This is a genomic window from Methyloferula stellata AR4, assembly GCF_000385335.1.
GTDB classification, from domain to species: Bacteria; Pseudomonadota; Alphaproteobacteria; order Rhizobiales; family Beijerinckiaceae; genus Methyloferula; species Methyloferula stellata.
Map to the genome: position 1 here is coordinate 2,151,711 of NZ_ARWA01000001.1, position 18,925 is coordinate 2,170,635.

The following is an 18,925-nucleotide window of genomic DNA, read 5'->3' on the forward strand; positions in this document are numbered from 1 at the left end:
CTCACATTCCGATCGCGGCAAAGAACATATCGAGCAGGCCATCAAGCAAGATGATGAAAAAAATCGACTTAACGACGGATGAGGTCGTGTGCTGGCCGAGCGACTCCGCGCTGCCCTTGACGGCGAGACCTTCGGCGCAGGAAATGATCCCGATCGCCAGCGCCATGAAAGGCGCCTTATACATGCCGACTTCGATTTGGGTGACGGTAATCACCTCCCGCAATCGGGAGAGGAAAATGGGCGGGCTCATGCCGCCATAAATCCACGCGACCAGGCCGCCGCCATAAAGCGCCGCCATGAATCCGAGGAATGTCAGCAGCGGCAGCGCGACCATCAGCGCGAGAACGCGCGGCAGAAGAAGCACATTGACCGGGTTGAGGCCCATCGTGCGCAAGGCATCGATCTCCTCGCGCATCTTCATCGAACCGATCTCGGCGGTATAAGAGCTGCCCGACCGGCCGGCGACCATGATGGCTGTGACCAGCACACCCAATTCGCGCAGCACGAGAAAGGCGAGAAGGTTGACGATATAAGTATCGGCGCCGAATTGCTTGAAGCTGAAAAAGCTCTGTTGGGAAATGATGCAACCGATCAAGAATGTGATCAAAAGGATGATCGGCACGGCCTGAAGGCCGACGCGATCGAGCTGATAGACAAAAGGCGTCAGGCGGAACATCTGCGGCCGGAAAACGGTCCGGCTAAAAGCGTCGCCGAGGGATCCGAGTGTGCCGACGAAGCCTAGCATGTAGTCTACGCTGCCGAAGACGCCGCGGCCGATGGCCTCTATGGCGGCGAATCGCGGGCGCTTTTTGACGATCGGTACGTGCGCCACACGATTGATGCGATCGACTTCGTCGATCAGCTCCTGTCCCCTTTGAGGCCTCCCGACCACATGGGTTTCTTGTCTATCTTGGAACAAACGTTCCAGCAGGCAGGCCCCAAATGTGTCGATTTCGCTCACGCCTTGCATATCGACCGACAGGCTGTGACCTTTGGATTCGCGTCGGACCCGATCGATCAGCGGTTCGAGCTTAGAGGCGTGAACGGCCGTCCAAGAGCCACTCGCGGTCACATTCAATTCGTCGCCGTGCAGCGTGCTTTGCAATGCCACTTCCGATGTCACGTCGTCTCTCCTGGGCGTTCGAGAAGGCCTTAGAACTTTAATCGGCGGAAGGCGCGTTGCGCTGTGTCAAAATCGACATGCTGGCGTCTTGCTCTGGTGAAGGCCAGTGGCAGCGGCGCTTATTCTTCTTTAAAACATTATAAAAAACAAAAGCTTAATTAGAAGGCTGTTTATGAGAGAAGGCTCACCACATTAAAGAAAAACATTCTGCGTCTCCGGTGTTACGGTTTTGACGCATATTTAACATCAGATGGGCAGATCCCCGTGAAAGATGTCTCGGCATGGAGTCTCGACTGAAAAACGATGGCGAAGCCGCTCCTGCGCTGCTCCAACAGGAGCTTGACCGCATTGTTCTGGAACTGCGGGCTTTGCGCAAGGAATGGCGGCAGGCGAGCCGACCCGAAGGCGTGACCTATGAATTGCCGTCGCAAGACACGCTTCTTGTCATCGTGAGGGCGATTTCCGCGGCGCTGTTTCCACGACACTTCGGCCCAGCCTCTTTGAACGCGGATACGATCGATGATTTCGTCGGACGCAGTCTCGACAGCGCCCTCCGGGCACTTGTCGAACAGGTCCGGCGCGAGTTGTTGCTTGTCAAGGCGTCGGCAACGGAAGACGCCGACGCGCTCGAACCGAAAGCGGCCGAGATCACGCGTGCCTTCGCGGCCAATCTGCCTAAGGTGCGGGCTCTGCTCGAGAGCGATGTGCAGGCCGCATTTCGCGGCGATCCGGCGGCGCGCAGCCTCGATGAAGTGCTGCTCTGTTATCCAGGTGTGACGGCCGTCGTCAGGCACCGTCTCGCGCATGAGCTTTATCAATTGGGCGCGCCTTTGATCGCGCGGCTTATCGCGGAGAGCGCACATTCGGCGACGGGCATCGACATTCATCCTGGCGCGACGATCGGCGGGAGTTTTTTCATCGATCACGGGACCGGTGTCGTCATCGGCGAGACCGCGATCATCGGTCAGAATGTGCGGATCTATCAGGCCGTGACGCTCGGCGCCAAGCGTTTTACGAAGGATGAGAGCGGCGCTTTGGTGAAGGGCGCGCCCCGCCACCCGATTATCGAAGACGATGTCGTGATCTATGCGGGCGCGACGATCCTCGGCCGCATCACCGTCGGCAAGGGCTCGACCATAGGCGGAAATGTGTGGCTGACGAACAGCGTGCCGCCGGGTAGCAATATCACCCAAATGCAGGCGCGAAACGACGTCTTTATCGAAGGCGGCGGGATCTAGCTCTCAGGTGAGCTGGGTCGTCAGCACGGCAACAGGCAGCGTCGCAAAAAGTGCGCTGGCTGCGAATGAAGCATTGGTCGCGCAAACGATCGAGCCATCCAAAATATTGCGCCAATCGCCGCTTTCGAAACCCGCCGGAAGAGCGATGTCTGTATCCGTCCAGGCTTGATCCGCGCTCGGGCATAAAGCAACGGCCACCACGAGCCAGGTGTCACCGCTTTGACGCGCGAAGGCACAGATTCGGCCGGCACCCGGACCTGATGGGTTCAGCGCGATATAGGACGAGCCCCGGAAAAGATCGGGCAGGGCGGCGCGGGCTTGCAGGACCGCCTCGATCAGACTCAGTTTGAGGCCGCCGTCTTGCCATGTCTCCAAGAACGTCTTGATCTGCAACGCATCCCGCGCGTGCTTGGCGCCGCATGCGAGCATCTTCTGCCGCGCGGCGAAATCGACCGGGCGCCGGTTATCCGGATCGACCAGGCTCAAGTCCCAGAGTTCCGCGCCTTGATAAATATCCGGAACGCCGGGGGCGGTGAGCTTCAACACCGTCTGCACCAGACTGTTGTGCATGCCGAACCAGGCCATGCGCGCTTGAAAGGCGACGAAGGATTCCAGGAACGGATTCGTCCGCGACACGTCGAGCGCATGGCGGATGAAGTCGAGAACAGCATCTTCGTAAGCGGCGTTTGGCGCAGCCCATGTCGTATGCACCTTGGCCTCGCGCATCGCTTTCACCATGGCGCCTTCGATGCGTTGCCGAAAGAGGTCCAAAGCTGGCGCATCCGGCACAGCACCCGTCGAAAGCTCCATCGGCCATGAGCCGAGAAGAAGCTGATAGAAGGCATATTCATCATTGCGGTCGGGCGGTGTGTCTTGCGGCGAACCGGAGCTGCCGGCGCGCAGGATCCGGCTCCAGGCGCCGACGCGTTGCGTCCATGCCTCCGCGCATTCGGAGAGCACCGCCAGACGCGCCCGCGCGTCCTCGCCGCGTTTCGTGTCATGCGTCGAGGTGCTCAGCATGGCATGAGGCGTGCGTTTCGCGCGCTCGGCATTGGCGTAATGAAAAGCCGTGGGGCTGGTGCTGAATTGATCCGGCTGACCGCCGACTTCGTTCAGCGCGAGCAGGCGATTGTAGCGGTAGAAGGCCGTATCCTCGACGCCCTTTGCCATGACAGGCCCGCTATATTGCTGCGCCCGCATGGCGACGCGGATGACCGCGACCCGGCTAAAGCCGCTCCGCGGTTCGGCGATCAAATCGCAGGTGAGCAATCCATAGAGGAAATCGAAGACGCTCGGATCGAGCGCCGTATCGTAGCGGCGCGCATGAGCTAGCGCCCAATCGATGTCACGCCGGTCGGCATCGCTTGGCGCGCTGCCGTCGACATAGGTCCGGTAGACCGGAAAACAGGCGATGATCTGCTGCAAGGCGCGGCGCAATACATTATCGGTGAAATCGGCGGTGCGCGCATTGGAGCGGGCGACGCGCCCGGCATCGCGGGCAAGGACGTTCAACTCGCTCGCCATTTCGTTTTCCATGATGCGCAACTTGCAGTCGCGCGCGATCTCGCTGAACGGCGTGTCCTGACCGGTGAACTCGGCATAGAAGCGGGTCAGCACCTCTTCGCCTGCAGGGTCGATCATCAGGCGCGTGACGAGATTTGCGAATTCATAGCCGGTCGTGCCGTCGACATTCCAATCGGCTCTGAGACTCTCATGCGGGGCAAGAATTTTCTCGACCACGAGATAGGGCAGGCGCGGGGCCTTGTCGCGCAGGCGCAGGCAATAGGCCTTGGGATCGAGCAGGCCGTCTATGTGATCGAGGCGCAGCCCGTCGAGCACGCCATCTTCGAGCAGTTGGAAGATCAGCGAATGGGCATGGTCGAACAATTCCGGCAGCTCGATCCGGATGCCTGCGAGATCGTTGATGTTGAAGAAGCGCCGGTAATTGATATCGTCCGCCGCGACGCGAAAATGCGCGGCGCGCCAATATTGATCCCCGATCAATTCATCGAGTCTCGCCCAGGTTTCAAGATTGCCGGACGCACCGTTGAAACGATCGAGCGCCGTCTCGATGGCCGCCGCAAGCTTCGGATCGTTCCTGGCGTGCTCGGCGAGCTCGGCCTTGAGCTCATCCGCACATCGCTGCACATGCGGCCGGAAAGCCGAAAGATGCGCGAAGGCATCGCTCAACCGTTCAAGCTCGGCATGTTTGTCGCCGAGAATGCGTCCATAATGCAAAGGGCAGATCGGCAGCTTATGCGTGTCATAGGCCCAGACGGCGAAAGAGCCTTCATCCGCATCGAACTTCAGTTTGAGTCCGCCGGACGCCAGGACCGCGCCATAATGATCGCCTAAAAAGGGCACCAGGATTTTTTGGCGCAGATAAAGCCGGTCGGTTTCCCAATCTATGTCGAACCAGCCGGCGAACTCCGAGTCAGGCCCCCATTCGAGGACGTTCAGCCACCAGGGATTGTCAGCGCCGCCGACGCCCATATGATTTGGCACGAAATCCAGAATTTGGCTGAGCCCATGCGCCTTGAAAGCCGCGACCATGCGCGCATAGGCTTCTGCCGTGCCGAGTTCGGGATTGAGCTCTGTATGGCTGACGATGTCATAGCCATGCGTGCTGCCGGGCCGGGCGCGCAGATAGGGCGAGGCGTAGACATGGCTCACGCCGAGCGCCGCGAGGTAGGGCGCGAGCACTGCTGCGTCATCGAAGCCGAAGTCTTTGTTGAACTGCAGCCTATATGTCGCGCGTGGGATGCCGGGGGCGTGTTCAGGCGATGACATGATCGCTCGCATCTTTGTTCATGATCCAGACGACATTCCAGGCGCCGAGGCCTTGGGTGAGAGACCGGCCCTCCGTCCAGATCCGATGTCCCAGCGGGAGTTCGAAATCTGCGAGCGGGTCGGGTTTGAGATTGGCGCAAAGCGTCAAAGTCGAACCGTCACCCAGAGGCCAGGCGACGCGAACGGCTGCGTCTCCCAGGATGTCGTAGCATCCACTCTTGGCACCTTTGAGGCGCGGGATGATCTCGGCATGCCGGACGCGCAAAAGGTCCTTGTAGAACGTGCGCCATTCGGCATGCGCGGGCTCTGCTACCTCGTTCCATTGAAGCTTTGCCGATAGATATGTCTCGCGGGCGGTCGGATCTGGAATGCGTTCGCGCCGTTGCGGATCGTGAAATTCCGGAAATTTTGCAAATTCGGCGCGACGGCCTTCACGTACCGCATCCGAGAGTTCGCCTGCGAAGTCGCAGAAGAACGGAAAGGGCTGCAAGGCGCCCCAGTCCTCGCCCATGAAAAGCATCGGGATCTGCGGCGAGAGAAGATAAATCGAGGCGACGGCCTTCACCGCTTCGTGCGGCGCGATGATCACCAGTCTCTCGCCGAAGGCGCGGTTGCCGATCTGATCGTGGTTTTGAATAAAGGCGACGAAAGCCGATGGTGGTAAATGAGCGGAGGGCTCGCCGCGCGACGTGCCGCGATAGGCCATCACCTCGCCTTGAAAGGCGAAGCCTTCGGCGAGCGCGCGGCAGAGCTTTGCCGTATCGCCTTCATAATCCGCGTAATAGCCTGAGGTCTCGCCTGTGGCCGCCACATGCAGCGTATGGTGGATATCGTCGTTCCATTGCGCCGTATATTGAAGCGGCTCGCCATGGCTGGCTCGCAGCAGCCTTGCGGACTCATTCTCCTCGTTCTCGATCACGAGATGAACGTGGCGGCCATTTGTGGCCTCTCGCACGGCTGCCGCGATCACATCCAGAAGATGCCGCGGGCTTTCGTCGCGGATGGCATGGACCGCGTCGAGCCGCAACCCGTCGAAATGATATTCTTCTATCCAATAAAGTGCATTCTCGACGATCAATGCGCGAACCCATTCCGAGTTTTTCGCATCGTAATTGACCGCGGCGCCCCAAGGCGTATGCACATCTTTGAAGATGGGCGCATAGCACGGCAGATAATTCCCGTCAGGGCCGAAGTGATTATAAATGACGTCGAGAAAAACCATCAGGCCTTTGCCATGCGCGGCGTCGATGAGGGCCTTCAGATCCTCCGGCCGGCCATAGCTTGAATCCGGCGCGAAGAGCAGGACACCGTCATAGCCCCAGTTTCGTTCACCCGGAAAATCCGCGACGGGCATCAGCTCGATGGCAGTGATGCCGAGATCGGCGAGCTGATCGAGTTTTTCGATAGCCGCGCGAAACGTGCCGTCCGGCGTAAAAGCGCCGATATGCAATTCATAGAGAACTGCTTCTTCCCATGGCCGGCCGCGCCAATCGCCGTCCTGCCATAGATAGGCGTTGGGATCGATGACCTCGCTCGGGCCATGCACATCCTGCGGCTGAAAACGCGAGGCGGGATCTGGAACATGGAGCCCATCCGGCAGGACGAATTGATAGAGGCTTCCGGCACGCGCGTCCGTCGTGACGAACTCATGCCAGCCGCCGCCCTGCGGCCGCATCGCCTGAAGGCCGGCGCCGTCGATTTTGAGGTTCACGAGATCGTGTTTTGGAGCCCAGAGGCGGAAGCGCGTGCCAGCTTCGGTTATTTCGGTACCGAAGGTCATTTTGTGGCTGCGTTTCAAGTCGGGCGTCCAGGCTGGCCAGGGCCAAAGAAAAAGGAAATTAAAAAGAATGAGGGCCGGTGCAAACACGCCCGCGGCGGCGAGGTTCCATCTCGTCACCAAAAGGTCACGCAAATAGCTTCAGCCTGAGTTTCGCGTGTTGAGATTGGCAGCGCCCCTGCCTATCTGTTGTCCGGCTGCGCGCTTGGAGCCTGGCGTTTAGTTACAAGTGTAATGCTTCCACGCCGTGCTTTTGAGACAGTCCTCGCGTAAATTGACTCAACCTGTTCAAGGAGGGCCGGCGCGCATCCGGCTTGGAGCTCTTTATGGTACAAACCGTCATTCAACATGTGCTCGCGCGTCTGCATGCGATCGGAGTCGATGACGTCTTCGGCGTTCCGGGCGACTTTTCCTTTCCGGTGTCCGATGCCGTGATCGAACATCCCGAAATGCGATGGATCGGTTGCTGCAACGAACTCAACGCCGCCTATGCTGCCGATGGCTATGCCAGAATCAAGGGTGTCGCCGCGCTCTCGACCACTTATGGGGTGGGCGAGCTTAGCGCGCTCGCGGGCATCGCCGGTTGCTATGCCGAGCATCTGCCGGTGTTTCATCTCGTCGGCACGCCGAATATGTCGGTCCAATCGGCGCGCGCGCTCATGCATCACACATTCGCCAATGGCGAATATGACCTGTTCCGCAAGATGAGCGAACCTGTCGTTTGCGCCCATGCGGTGATCACGCCGCAGAACGTGGCCTATGAGACCGAGCGGCTGATCTTCGAAGCGCTTTACCGCCGCCGGCCGGTCTATATGGCTTTTCCGGCCGATCTCGCTAACCGGCCCATGCTTGGCGTGGATGAACCGTTGCGGGCCGTCCATAGCGATCCCGTCGCGCTCGAAGCTGCGACCGAGGCGATCGTCGCGGCGTTGGATAAGGCGCAAACGGCCTGTCTTTTGATCGGCATGCTGGTCGCCCGCGTCGGCTTGCGCGATCCCATGCAGGCAATGGTCGCCGCGTCCGGTCTGCCGTTTGCGACCATGTTCATGGGCAAGTCGGTGCTCGACGAGCAGAATCCCTCGCATATGGGCATGTATGCCGGCACTCTGATGAACCCGCCCTTGCGCGATTTCATCGAGAGTTGCGATCGGGTTCTGCTGATCGGCGCGCGGATGACCGATTTGAACAGCGGCGCTTTCACCGCGCATCTCGATCCGGCGAAGATGATGAGCATTGGTCATCACGTCACGCAGGTCAACGGCAAGACTTATGGCGGCGTCGAAATGGGTGACATTCTGGCGACCCTGACGAAGCGCCTCGCAAAGCCGCGTATGTGGAAGAGATATGAGCCAGCGCCGCCCGATGCGCCTGCCGGAAGTGGCGACGATCCGATCACGGCCGAAGCGCTCTATCCGCGTTGGGAGCGTTTTTTCAAGCCCAACGATATTCTCGTCGCGGAAACCGGTACAGCCTCCATGGGGCTCGGCTTCATCCGCATGCCGGCAGGCGCCTCATTCCACAATCAGACGCTTTGGGGCTCGATCGGCTGGGCGACGCCGGCTGCTTTCGGCATGGCGATCGCCGAGCCCAACCGCCGCCTCGTTCTGGTGACGGGCGAAGGCGCGCATCAGATGACGGTGCAGGAGATTGGCCAGTTCGGCCGCCACGCTCTCAAGCCCATCATCTTCGTCTTGAACAACAATGGCTATCTGATCGAGCGGTTGCTCTGCAGGGACCCGGACATAAGCTATAATGACGTGGCGCAATGGCGCTACACCGAGCTGCCGCATGCCTTGGGCTGCGATGGCTGGTTTGTCGCGCGCGTCACGACCTGCGGCGAACTCGATGCCGCGCTCGATGCGGCGAATAAAGCCACGACCGGCGTCTATATCGAAGTCGTGACCGATACCTATGCGGCCTCGCCGCTGGCGATCAGATTGCACGAGGCTTTGACGAGCCTCTATCAGCCATAGATCACGATGACTTTTGATTGATTGAATCAATCAAATCATGAACGTGATCGATTCCAACATATGAGAGCGGGATGCGGGCGGAAAACCGCTCACACTTTTCCTCATCCCGCTCTGGACGGCCTCGAAATGTCTTGTCACAACCGGTGCTGGAAGAAAAAGCGGACCATGGCGCGGCTGGCGTCGGGGCCGCGTGGCTCGGTATAGGACCCCTCCGCGCTGCCGCCGGACCAGGCATGTCCCGCACCGTGAACCACCCATTGTTCAAGCATGGGCCGGCCGGTTTCATCCGACTGCAGGGTGCGGGTGAAGCTTATCCCGTCCGATGTCTTGCCGGTGCTGACGGAAGCCCGCAGATGCCTCGCGCTCTTGGCCTGGGCGATGACCTGATCGGCATTGACGGGATTGACCGTCTTGTCGTGATCGCCGTGGAATACGATCGTCGGAACCATCTGTTCGGCGGCACGCCGAATGACGCTACCATACCGCATCGCCGTGAGGGCCGATTGGAGGTCGAACGCGGCGCCGCAGGCGAGGCCCGAATGGACCCCGACGGCTGCGTAAAGATCGGGGTAGGCGATACCCATGATGGCCGCCATGGCGCCTCCGGCGGATAGGCCGGCGATATAGACCATCCCGACATCGACCGGAAAATCGTCCATGATCTGACGCGTGATCCCGGCGATGAGGGAGGGCTCGCCGAGATCGCGCCGCTGATCGCCTGAGTTGAACCAGTTCCAGCATTTGGAGGCATTGGCCATCTTGCTTTGTTCGGGATAGGCGACGAGGAAAGTCCGTTCCTCCGCCAAAGTGTTCATCCGCGTGCCCGTGGCGAAATCATCAGGCGATTGGGTGCAGCCGTGCAGCATGACGACAAGCGGTAAGGCCCGGCCATCGTAGCGGCCGGGCACATAGAGCTTATATGTCCGGCTTCCGGCCGTATTGGAGAAGTCGTGTTCTTCGAAGCGCGCATGTTTCGGCAAAGGCGTGGGTGGCCTGCCGCCGACGTCCTTGCCACGCCTGGTCCAACCGTTCGCGAAAGATGATTTGGGCAGGCCATTCAGAAAATTTCGAAACATTGGCTTGGCACTGTCCCTTGGTGCTGTCCTCTGGCGCTGTCCGATGGTTGCGGCGTTTAGGCGAAGCAGCGCCTTATAGATCGCGCGTTGCAGGCCGCCGGACGAAGCGGATCGTCATGACGGTTCCGGCAATCGCGGCGCCAAAGCCGGGCGTGAACGGCAATGGCGTACAGTCATGCAGCGCGGCCAGCAGGGCGTTTGCAAGTTCCGCTTCGCCGTCGGGTCCCGCGCTCGACTTCATGAACATAATCCGCGGCTTGCCAATCAAGGCGCCGCTCCGGTTAAAGCTGAGCCGGACAGTGATCTCGTCATTCTCATGCGGCGCGTGCATGCAAGCCGAGATATGCGGGGCGATATCGGTCAAGCGGTCGACGGCCGCTGGCGGCGGCGGAGCCGATGCCGCGAGACATTGAGAAGATGCGCAAACGCCTGCCACGAAAGCCATGAAAGCAGCCTGGGCTGCGTGGCCGCCCATGTGGCCCGGGGACCGTTTGTCGTTGTTCGCGTGGCCATGGTTCATGGGCGGACCGTTCTCAACGTGGGAGGCGTGATGCGCGGCATCAAGCCGCCTATGTTTACACTGGCGTCTGGGCGAGCCTATGACAGTTTTTTGACGGAAGGATCGCAGGCTGCCGCGGCAGCAAGCACGGTCTCGGCCAATTCAGCCGGGCTTTTCAATCCGTCGACAATGAGGTCGGCACCGGCGCGAACCTCGATGGCTTGCCGCTTGTACATCTCTACGATGATCTCGGTGTAGTTTTGAAGGAAGACTTCAAGCCCCGAGATAAAGGCCTCATATTCCTGCAATGTCGGATTTTTGCGTTGCTGGCACATGGCCGAAATCTGACGGGCCAGCGCAATTTCGAGCGGGATATCGACCCAGACGAGAAAGTCGATGAACCGTCCGGTTTGCCGATGGGTCCGGCCAAATGGGGTTTCGAACAAAACAGCGGTTGCCGCTTCGCCCGATCCATTCGGCTTCGTGCGCGCTTCGAGATGCGCTTCCAGCTCCGGCGTAAGGAATTCGTTCGGGTCGGCGCTTCTCTCGAACCAAGCCTTGATGTCGCGAAAGGGCCGGGCCGTCGCGTTGGGGAAGGCGTCGTAATCGACGATTGGATAGGCCGGCCGCAAGGCCGCTATGGTGCGCATAAGCGTCGACTTGCCGGAGCCCGGCGGGCCGCAAAGAGCGATGACAATGGGTTTCATGCGTGCCCGGTTGCTGTTGACCTGAAAATTTAGGCGGGTTTTGCCAGACGGAGATAGATATATGTCAAATCGCCCCGTTCATGCAGCATGCGCATGACAGCGGGACCCGTCAGGCGCGTGCTTGAGGCGGGTGCGATCGTCAGATAGCTCGGCAAAGTATTCGCCGTCGCGTCGATCTCGGTCTCGATCGCAAATCCGCAGTCGAGGCTGCACGACCGAAGCTCGGCAAGCGAAAACCATTTGTCGGGCCAGGGGCCAAGCTCCGTCTCCAATGTGTCTTCGATCGCGGCTACGGGAAGCGCGCCATCAGTGCCTGGCCGCTGAAGCAGGATGTCGCCCAGCACGAGTGAGCCGCCAGGCCGCAGCACCCGGAAGGCTTCGGCCAGAAAAAGCCGCCGGCTTGTGAAATGAAAGATCGCCTCGACACAGAAAATCCGGTCGAAGGCCGCGTTTGAAAAGGGCAGGTGGCAAGCATCCGCCGCCACCCAATCGAGCCTGTTTTTCGAATGGGTCCTTATGCCGTGGCAGACCGCGAGCTGTCTCGGGTCGATGTTGAGACCAATCAAAGAGACGGGTGAAACCTTGGCGTCGACGAGCCGCGCGAGACCTCCCAATCCGCAGCCGGCGTCGAGGATATGATGACCTGGCTGCACATCCGCCAAAGTAAGGAGCCTCTCGGCCATGCGGTGTTGAGCGGCCTCGAAATCCGCCGGACTGCCGGTGGCCGCCTCAGGCCTGTCCCAATGTCCGAGATGGACATGATCGATGCATGCGCCGCTTCTGACGGCGTCGAGAAAGGCATCGAAATAGGCGGGTACGCGCGGGGCTGCCGGTTGCGCCATCTCAACCCCAGCAGAAAATCGTGCCATCGGCCCGGCTCTGCGCCATGAAGGAGCAAAAGGTCCAACGGGTTCGGCCGCCGCCGACGGGGGAGAGCCGGTGAAGATAGCGGCCGGACCGCACGATCACCATGGTTCCGTCCGCGACGTCGAATGTGACACGCTCGCGTCCGGAGAGATCCGGCTTCGGGTCATGCCCGTCGCGATTGACGAAACTGTCACCGAACCGGTCCGCCGTCACGTCATAGACCTCGAGCGCACCGCCTTCCAAGGAGCGATGCAGCGTTACCACGAAAGAAAAAACATCGCCTTCGATCAAAGGCATGAGATGGTTGAAGCTCGGCCGCTTGATCTGCTCATTGTCGAAATGCGGCGGGATATAGCCTGCCTGTTCATGGCCGCGGATCGTCGTTGCCATGTAGCGCCGGCCGGCACTTGGCCCCGGCGGGGCCCGATAGGAGCGCCCGCGATCGAAGCCCGACAGCACGCCGAGCACTCTGGGTTCGAACCCGCCATAGGGCTTCATCAAGGCGTCGAGCGCCCGACCGAACGCGGGAGCCATTGCGAAATAGTCTGCAAGATCGGGGTGGGCGAGATTCAGATTGGCGCCGAAGAAGAAGGACCGGAAGGCTTCGGGAAAATAGGTCTTTGGAAAGTCATGCCTGTTGATCTCGAGATCCGCGACGATCCCGTCGCATTCGGATGATGTCAACAGGTTTTCAATAACAATAGCTTGCACATCATCCTTGCGAAGCTGAGCGAGGATATCGGCATTGCTTTCCGCCTTGCGCGCATCTACCGTTGCGATCTTGAGAAAAGACATGAGCGGGATCCTGGCCGCGACGCCTGAAGGTGGTGTCTTTCATACTGACTTATCAAGAATATACCTGTAATATTTAGAGCTTATCTCATAAATTTGCGTTCTTGGAAGAACAATGGATCAAGCTTTTTCCAATCGCCGTATCGCACTTGTCTGCCTGACGCCGAAGATCGATGCGCAGGAATTGCGGCCGATGCATATGCCGAGTTTCGGTATCAGACGGATTCAAGCCGCGATTATCGCCGATCCCGCGCTTCAAGGTGCTGCTGTCGCGCTGATCGACCGGGGCGCCGAGGACTTGACCAGCTATGTGGACGATATCCTGGCTTTCGATCCGGATATCGTCGGCTTTTCGATTTACGTCTGGTCGGCGCCTTTTCTGATCGGGGTGGCGCAGGAGATCAAGCGACGCCGCCCATCGCTCACCGTGGTCTTCGGCGGCCCATCGGCCCGCACATCCTTCCTGGGTCTCAGACCTTACAGGCCGGCGCAGGCCTATCTTGACATTGTGGTCGAAGGCGACGGCGAAGAGATTTTCGCCGATATAGCCAAACTGCCGGAGCTGACGCGGCAGGCCTTCGAAAAAATGTCCGGGCTTGCTTTGCCGACGCAGGATGGCTGGACCAAGACGGAAAAACGCGCGCCGATCCTTGCCCTAGACAGCCTTGCCTCGCCTTATCAACTCGGCCTCATGCCGCAGGGAGCGGTCGCCTATCTCGAGACATTTCGCGGCTGCCCTTTGTCATGCCGCTTTTGCGAATGGGGCTCGAAAGAAAACCCCAAGGCAGCTTTCTCCACCGACTATATCGCGCGCGAACTCGACGCGTTCCAGCGCTCCGAAGCGCCGGCGGTCTTCCTCCTCGACGCGGGCCTGAACTTGAACCTGCAGGCCTTCCGCAATTTGCAGGAAGCCAATGAGCAGACGGGCTTCTTCAAAGAGGCCCAGTTATGGGCCGAGATCTATCCTTCCATCATCCGCGACGAGCATCTCGCCTTTCTGGAAAATGTCGGATCGGCCTATCTCGGCGTCGGCATGCAATCCATGGATCCCGCCGTCCTCGAAAAACAGGACCGCCCCTTCGACGCGCAGCGTTTCGAGGCGGCGGTGCGCGCGCTGGCGGAACATACCGAAATCGAATTGCAGATCATCATGGGCCTGCCGGGCGATACGCCCGAGGGGTTCCGGCGGACTTTTGCCTATGCGCAATCCCTGCCGGCCGATGTCCGGGTCTATCATTGTCTCGTCTTGCCGGATGCGCTGCTGACGCGAAGCCTGCCCGAATGGCAGATCCGTTTCGATCCGAAGACCCTGATCCTGCGCTCCTGTCTCGGCTGGAGCGAGGAGGCGATCGCCGCGATGCGCCAGGAATTGCAGGCCTATGCTTTGGCCAATGGCGGCAAGGCGGGCGATTTCTGGTGGTCCTTCCGGAGACCGAAGATGCGGCGGCTCGCAGGATGAATGAGACCAAGATCCGGTCCGGACGCCGGGTCGCCTTGCTGGCCCGTTATCCGGAGCGCGATCCGGCCATGCCGCAATTCATTCCAAACTTCGGACTGCGCATGGTCGAAGCGGCGGTGCGTTCGGCGGGCTTTCCGGATCTCTCCGTCAAAGTGTGGGATCTTTTCGAGGGCGAAGCCGAGGCGGTCGCCCGCGACATCATCGCGTTTGATCCGGACATTCTCGGCTTTTCCGCCTATCTCTGGTCCTTTCAGTTCTTCTGCGCGGTCGCGGCGCTGGTCAAGGCGGACGATCCAAGCCGCCTCATTATCTTCGGCGGCCCTTCGGCGCGCCCCGCCATGTTCGCACTCGCGCCTTTCAAGCGTTACGTGCAAGATATCGACGTGCTCGTCATCAACGAAGGCGAGGAGACATTCGCCGAGATCGTCGCGCTGAGAGACCGCTCCGCGGCTTCGATGCGGGGGCTTTTGGGAGTCGCCATCCACGAGGACGGCGCCTGGGTGGAGACGCCGTCGCGGCCGCTTGCCGATCTCGATGGGTTGCCGTCGCCTTATAAGATGAACCTGCTTCAGCATGGCGGCCTCGGCGTGCTTCAGACCTATCGGGGCTGCCCGTTTTCCTGTTCCTTTTGCGAATGGGGAACGATGGAAAGCCCGAAACGGGTTCGTGACGCCGACGCATTGAGTGGCGAATTGCGCGCGATCGAACGGCATAATGTTCAAGCCGCATTGCTCGTCGATGCGGGCCTCAACCTCAATCGAAACGCGTTTCTCAATCTCCGGCGGTCTGCCGGGGAGAGCGGCTTTTTCGAGCGGCGCGGGTTGATCTGCGAGGTCTATCCCGCCGCCGTGCAGCAAGAACATCTCGACTTTCTTGCCTCGGTCGGAGATGCCTATGTCGGCATTGGCCTGCAGAGTTTCGACAATGCCGTGCTGGCAAATGTCGAACGAAACTATGACGAGAAAAGATTCGATGAGACGTTCGGCAAGCTCCGCGACGTGGCGAGCGTCGCCGTCGAGATCATTCTAGGCCTGCCCGGCGATCATCCCGAGGCCTTCCGGAAGAATTACGAGCGGGCTAGAGGACTTCGCTGTGCCTTGCGGGTCTATCATTGCGTGGTCTTGCCATCGGGCTTGATGGTCCGCTCGCCGCCAAATCATTGTCTCGATTACGACCCTGTCACATTGAAGATGAACTCCTGCCTTGGCTGGTCGGAGGCGGCGCTCACGGCCGAATGCGCCTTTCTCGATGCTGAGGTCAGGCGGTCCGGCGGGCGGGCGGGCCAATTCTTCTGGACCTTCCCGCCGGTTCGATGACAGTGCGTCGTAAACCTTGCAAACCATGTCGTCTTCTCAAGACCATGCGGTGCAGATAGAGTGAACAGCGGATCCGGAAAGAGCATGGAACGCGTCAGTCATATGAAGCGCATTTTGATTGTCGGCGGCGGCACAGCCGGCTGGATCGCGGCCCTTTATCTCAACCGGATCGTGCGGCGCATCGGCTGCGAGGTCGTGCTCGTCGAATCCGCTGAAATCGGCACGATTGGCGTCGGCGAGGCGACCATTCCGACTCTTGTGCATCTCGTGCGCATCTTGGGTCTCAACGAGCAAGAGCTGATGCGGCGCTGCTCGGCGACCTATAAACTCGGTATCCATTTCGAAGGCTGGATGGGCGATGGCCAGGATTACTGGCATCCATTCGGCGGCAGCGGAATGGCCGGCGGCATCGATCTCTATCATTTCTGGCTAAAACGAAAAAAGGACCGGGACGACTGCGGACATTACAGCGACTATGCCGTTCAGACCTCGCTCGCCGAGCGACTCTGCGGGCCGACCGAGGATGTCCTGCGCAACGGCGGCTATGCCTATCATCTCGATGCCAACGCCTTCGCGCAATATCTCAAGGAGCTTTCGATCGCCGAAGGCGTCCGGCATCTTTTCGGAACGGTCGGCGAAGTCACTCTGTCCGAGACGGGCGATCTCAAGGCGATCGACATCGGCGGCGACCGCCGCATCGAAGCCGATCTTTTTATCGATGCGACCGGCTTTTCCGGCCTCTTGATCGAGAAGGTTTTAGGCGACCCTTGGATCGATTGGTCAAATCATCTTCTCTGCGATCGCGCCGTGGCAATGCCTTTGCCTCCCGACGAAGCGAAGGTGCCCTATACACGTTCCATTGCGTCGCCAGCCGGTTGGATCTGGCGGATCCCGCTGAACAGCCGGACCGGAACAGGCTACGTCTATTCCAGCGCGCATATCCAAGATGACGCAGCCGCCGAACATTTGATTTCGGTATCGGATCTTTCAAAACGCCGCGCCGCCGATCCACGTTTCATCAAGATGCGCATCGGCAGGCGCACCGAGTTCTGGAAACGTAATTGCGTCTCAATCGGTTTGGCGTCCGGTTTTCTCGAACCGTTGGAATCGACGGGCATCCATATCATCCAGAAAGCCGTCCTGCTGCTTGCGGATCATCTGCCGAAGTCACGGATCGATCCGCCGCTGCGCGCGAGTTTCAACGAAGCGATGGGACGCCTTTATCGGGAAATCCGCGATTTTATCATTTTGCATTATGTCGTGTCGAAGCGCGACGAGCCGTTTTGGCGCGACGCGCGTTCGGTTCCGCTCCCCGAACCTCTCGCCGCGTTTCTGTCGCTCTATGACGTATGCGGTCTCATGAACACCAAAAGCCTCGATCTCTTTCCGGAGGCAAGTTACCACTATATTTTGGCTGGCTCGGGTCGCTTTCCTGAACGACCGATCGCGCCCGCCGATGTCATTAATATCGCCGCCGTTGGCGAAGCGCTGGCGCAGCGCCGCGCGCAGGTGAGCCAAGGTGCATCCGGCGCTCGAAAGCATGACAGCATGATGACCCAGGTGCACGGACAATTCATTTGACCGCGCCGGACCCGCGCAGCCGCTTTCTTGCGATTTTCAAGGCCTTGCGGATGCCTTTCGGTTACGAAGATTCCTGCAAGCTCGGCCAGGGCCGGCTTTTGACGGATCGTTGCCTCGTCAGCTTCGGACGCGAGGCCCTCTGCGGCGATGACGCCGATCTCGCCGTGGTTCGGCGTATCCTCTCGGATCTCGCGGCGCCCGCCGTCTGCCACACCTGGCTCGCGGACCATATTGCAGGCGCCGGCATCATCCATTTCGGCTTCGAGGTGGAAGGCGGCAACCTCGTTCATAAGATCTATCTCGAATATGTGCGCGATGCGCGTCTCGCGCTGGCGACCCCCGGCGGCCCGCCGGCGCCGGTGCTCGTGCATCGCGCGCTCAAGTGGCGTGTCGATACGGATCATGTCCGCGAAACGCATTACCGGCTTGTGCCTGACGGCGGCCTCACGCTTGCAGACCGCCTGACGCAGCATGATGGGGATGCGGGCCGCCATGCCGCGGTCGACATGGCGCGCGGTGTTCTTTGTCAGGCGCTCACGCGGACCGGCGCGGATGATCTGATTCTGCTCGACGTCGCCGACATCGATAGCGCGCGGCACTCTTTCGATCTGCAGCTTTACGATGCGGGGTTAAGGTTGGCCGATGTCGAAGCCGAGGTCATGCGGCTTGGCCGCGACTTCGATATTCCGGCCGATGCGCTGGGGGCCTTTTTCGCTGGGCGCTCCGCTTCGGTTCTCGGGCACATCGCGGGCGGACAGGATGCTGCAGGCTCTCCCTTCGCGACGCTCTATTACGGAGCCCAGGGACTATGAGCACTTCGGCGATGAGCACGTCTACGATCGAGCGTGTCGGCCCGCATGACCGATTCGCCGATTATTGTCTCTGGGACTATGAGCCGCGCGGGCCCGCGGCCGGCAAATTGCGCTCGAGCACGCTGCTCTGGACCTTCCTCGAAATGACCGGCGCCGATCCCTTTGTCAGGGATTGTTGCGAGGCGATGCGCCGGACGCTCGGCCCGTTCAAGACCGTTTGGGGCATCAAGGAGAGGTTCGGGCACTTCTCCTACGAATTCTATTTTTATGATTACGAGCGTCTTGAGCGCACCACTTCGATCGAGCGCGTCCTCGGCGGATTGTCGCCTTTCGTATCCTCGAATCTCACCGTATCGCCGCAGCGGCCCTATTTCATGTTTTCGCTCGATATCGACGACCGCACCATCGCCACGCGGCGGATCGACGAACTCAGCCTCTACATAGGCAATCCGACCAACAGCGTATCGTCCGGCATTTGCTACAACGTCACGGCTGAAGCGATACGTCTCGACAATCTCTATTATTTCTTCGATCGCGAAAGGGAGATCGCCGACATTCGCGCGAAAATCGCCTGCTCGGCGCATCTCGATCTCAGGAACTTCGATCTCGACGCCATTCTCTGGCCTGACATGATGGATTGCGGGATCGTCGTCGTCGCGAACAAGAAGTTCAACGACGGCGTCTATTTCGCGCGCCTGCCGTTCGACGGCTTCGAGCGCTTCGTCCGCAAGGTCGGCTTCCCGCCGGATTATGCCGGTTTCATCAGCGAGCATAGCGGCGAACTCGACCATATGCTCTATGACGTCGGAATTGATTACATTTCGACTGAAAGTGGTATAAAGATCGTCAAGTCTGCGATTTACGGGCTCCTTTAGCATTCATGCTTGGCGTGAATCGAGCTGCTCCAAATAAGTT

15 protein-coding genes are annotated in these 18,925 nt (G+C 59.9%); 7 read left to right on the top strand and 8 right to left on the bottom strand.

Going from position 1 to position 18,925, the window contains the following annotated elements; genetic code table 11:
* Window position 1: 1 nt before the first annotated feature.
* Window positions 2-1,123, bottom strand: a complete 1,122-nt coding sequence (locus tag A3OQ_RS0110745) for an MlaE family ABC transporter permease (RefSeq protein WP_020175394.1) — start codon at window positions 1,121-1,123, stop codon at window positions 2-4.
* Window positions 1,124-1,404: 281 nt separating this feature from the next.
* Here A3OQ_RS0110745 and epsC point away from each other — a divergent pair, with 281 nt between their 5' ends.
* Window positions 1,405-2,361, top strand: coding sequence for a serine O-acetyltransferase EpsC (epsC, locus tag A3OQ_RS0110750; RefSeq protein WP_020175395.1), 957 nt, complete (start codon window positions 1,405-1,407; stop codon window positions 2,359-2,361).
* A gap of 3 nt (window positions 2,362-2,364) precedes the next feature.
* Here epsC and treY read toward each other — a convergent pair whose 3' ends face one another.
* Together treY and treZ are read right to left on the bottom strand one after the other, a co-directional pair.
* Window positions 2,365-5,151: a malto-oligosyltrehalose synthase gene (treY, locus tag A3OQ_RS0110755; RefSeq protein ID WP_020175396.1), complete on the bottom strand. Its 2,787-nt coding sequence runs from the start codon at window positions 5,149-5,151 to the stop codon at window positions 2,365-2,367.
* The gene (gene treZ / locus A3OQ_RS0110760) at window positions 5,138-6,931 is read right to left on the bottom strand and encodes a malto-oligosyltrehalose trehalohydrolase (RefSeq protein ID WP_040580928.1); all 1,794 of its coding nucleotides are present in this window, start codon (window positions 6,929-6,931) and stop codon (window positions 5,138-5,140) included. Before treZ ends, treY begins: the two co-directional genes overlap by 14 nt.
* Window positions 6,932-7,254: 323 nt before the next feature.
* On the opposite strand from treZ, the gene A3OQ_RS0110765 reads away from it, so the two are divergent.
* Complete coding sequence (locus tag A3OQ_RS0110765) at window positions 7,255-8,901, top strand: alpha-keto acid decarboxylase family protein (RefSeq protein WP_020175398.1); 1,647 nt, start codon at window positions 7,255-7,257, stop codon at window positions 8,899-8,901.
* A gap of 134 nt (window positions 8,902-9,035) precedes the next feature.
* On the opposite strand, the gene A3OQ_RS0110770 is transcribed toward A3OQ_RS0110765, so the two are convergent.
* The 5 genes from A3OQ_RS0110770 to A3OQ_RS0110790 all read right to left on the bottom strand — a co-directional run bounded on the left by A3OQ_RS0110770 (window position 9,036) and on the right by A3OQ_RS0110790 (window position 12,845).
* On the bottom strand, window positions 9,036-9,977 hold the full coding sequence (locus tag A3OQ_RS0110770; RefSeq protein WP_020175399.1) for an extracellular catalytic domain type 1 short-chain-length polyhydroxyalkanoate depolymerase: 942 nt from the start codon (window positions 9,975-9,977) through the stop codon (window positions 9,036-9,038).
* Window positions 9,978-10,050: 73 nt separating this feature from the next.
* Window positions 10,051-10,422: a hypothetical protein gene (locus A3OQ_RS23570; RefSeq protein WP_152428402.1), complete on the bottom strand. Its 372-nt coding sequence runs from the start codon at window positions 10,420-10,422 to the stop codon at window positions 10,051-10,053.
* A 152-nt stretch (window positions 10,423-10,574) separates the two neighbouring features.
* Window positions 10,575-11,183, bottom strand: coding sequence for a nucleoside/nucleotide kinase family protein (locus A3OQ_RS0110780; RefSeq protein ID WP_020175401.1), 609 nt, complete (start codon window positions 11,181-11,183; stop codon window positions 10,575-10,577).
* 29 nt (window positions 11,184-11,212) lie between these two features.
* Window positions 11,213-12,052, bottom strand: coding sequence for a class I SAM-dependent methyltransferase (locus A3OQ_RS0110785; RefSeq protein ID WP_244427128.1), 840 nt, complete (start codon window positions 12,050-12,052; stop codon window positions 11,213-11,215).
* A complete protein-coding gene (locus A3OQ_RS0110790; protein WP_020175403.1) occupies window positions 12,027-12,845 on the bottom strand; it encodes a 2OG-Fe(II)-dependent halogenase WelO5 family protein in 819 nt (272 codons plus the stop codon). Before A3OQ_RS0110790 ends, A3OQ_RS0110785 begins: the two co-directional genes overlap by 26 nt.
* A gap of 112 nt (window positions 12,846-12,957) precedes the next feature.
* Here A3OQ_RS0110790 and A3OQ_RS0110795 point away from each other — a divergent pair, with 112 nt between their 5' ends.
* The 5 genes from A3OQ_RS0110795 to A3OQ_RS0110815 all read left to right on the top strand — a co-directional run bounded on the left by A3OQ_RS0110795 (window position 12,958) and on the right by A3OQ_RS0110815 (window position 18,885).
* Window positions 12,958-14,301: a B12-binding domain-containing radical SAM protein gene (locus tag A3OQ_RS0110795; RefSeq protein ID WP_020175404.1), complete on the top strand. Its 1,344-nt coding sequence runs from the start codon at window positions 12,958-12,960 to the stop codon at window positions 14,299-14,301.
* On the top strand, window positions 14,298-15,617 hold the full coding sequence (locus tag A3OQ_RS0110800) for a B12-binding domain-containing radical SAM protein (RefSeq protein ID WP_020175405.1): 1,320 nt from the start codon (window positions 14,298-14,300) through the stop codon (window positions 15,615-15,617). The genes A3OQ_RS0110795 and A3OQ_RS0110800 overlap by 4 nt, the downstream gene beginning before the upstream one ends.
* An 84-nt stretch (window positions 15,618-15,701) precedes the next feature.
* Entirely contained in the window at window positions 15,702-17,198 is a 1,497-nt protein-coding gene (locus tag A3OQ_RS22065; RefSeq protein ID WP_020175406.1) for a tryptophan halogenase family protein, read from the top strand.
* Complete coding sequence (locus tag A3OQ_RS0110810; RefSeq protein WP_020175407.1) at window positions 17,195-18,010, top strand: hypothetical protein; 816 nt, start codon at window positions 17,195-17,197, stop codon at window positions 18,008-18,010. Before A3OQ_RS22065 ends, A3OQ_RS0110810 begins: the two co-directional genes overlap by 4 nt.
* Window positions 18,007-18,885: a hypothetical protein gene (locus A3OQ_RS0110815; RefSeq protein WP_020175408.1), complete on the top strand. Its 879-nt coding sequence runs from the start codon at window positions 18,007-18,009 to the stop codon at window positions 18,883-18,885. Before A3OQ_RS0110810 ends, A3OQ_RS0110815 begins: the two co-directional genes overlap by 4 nt.
* Window positions 18,886-18,925 lie beyond the last annotated feature (40 nt).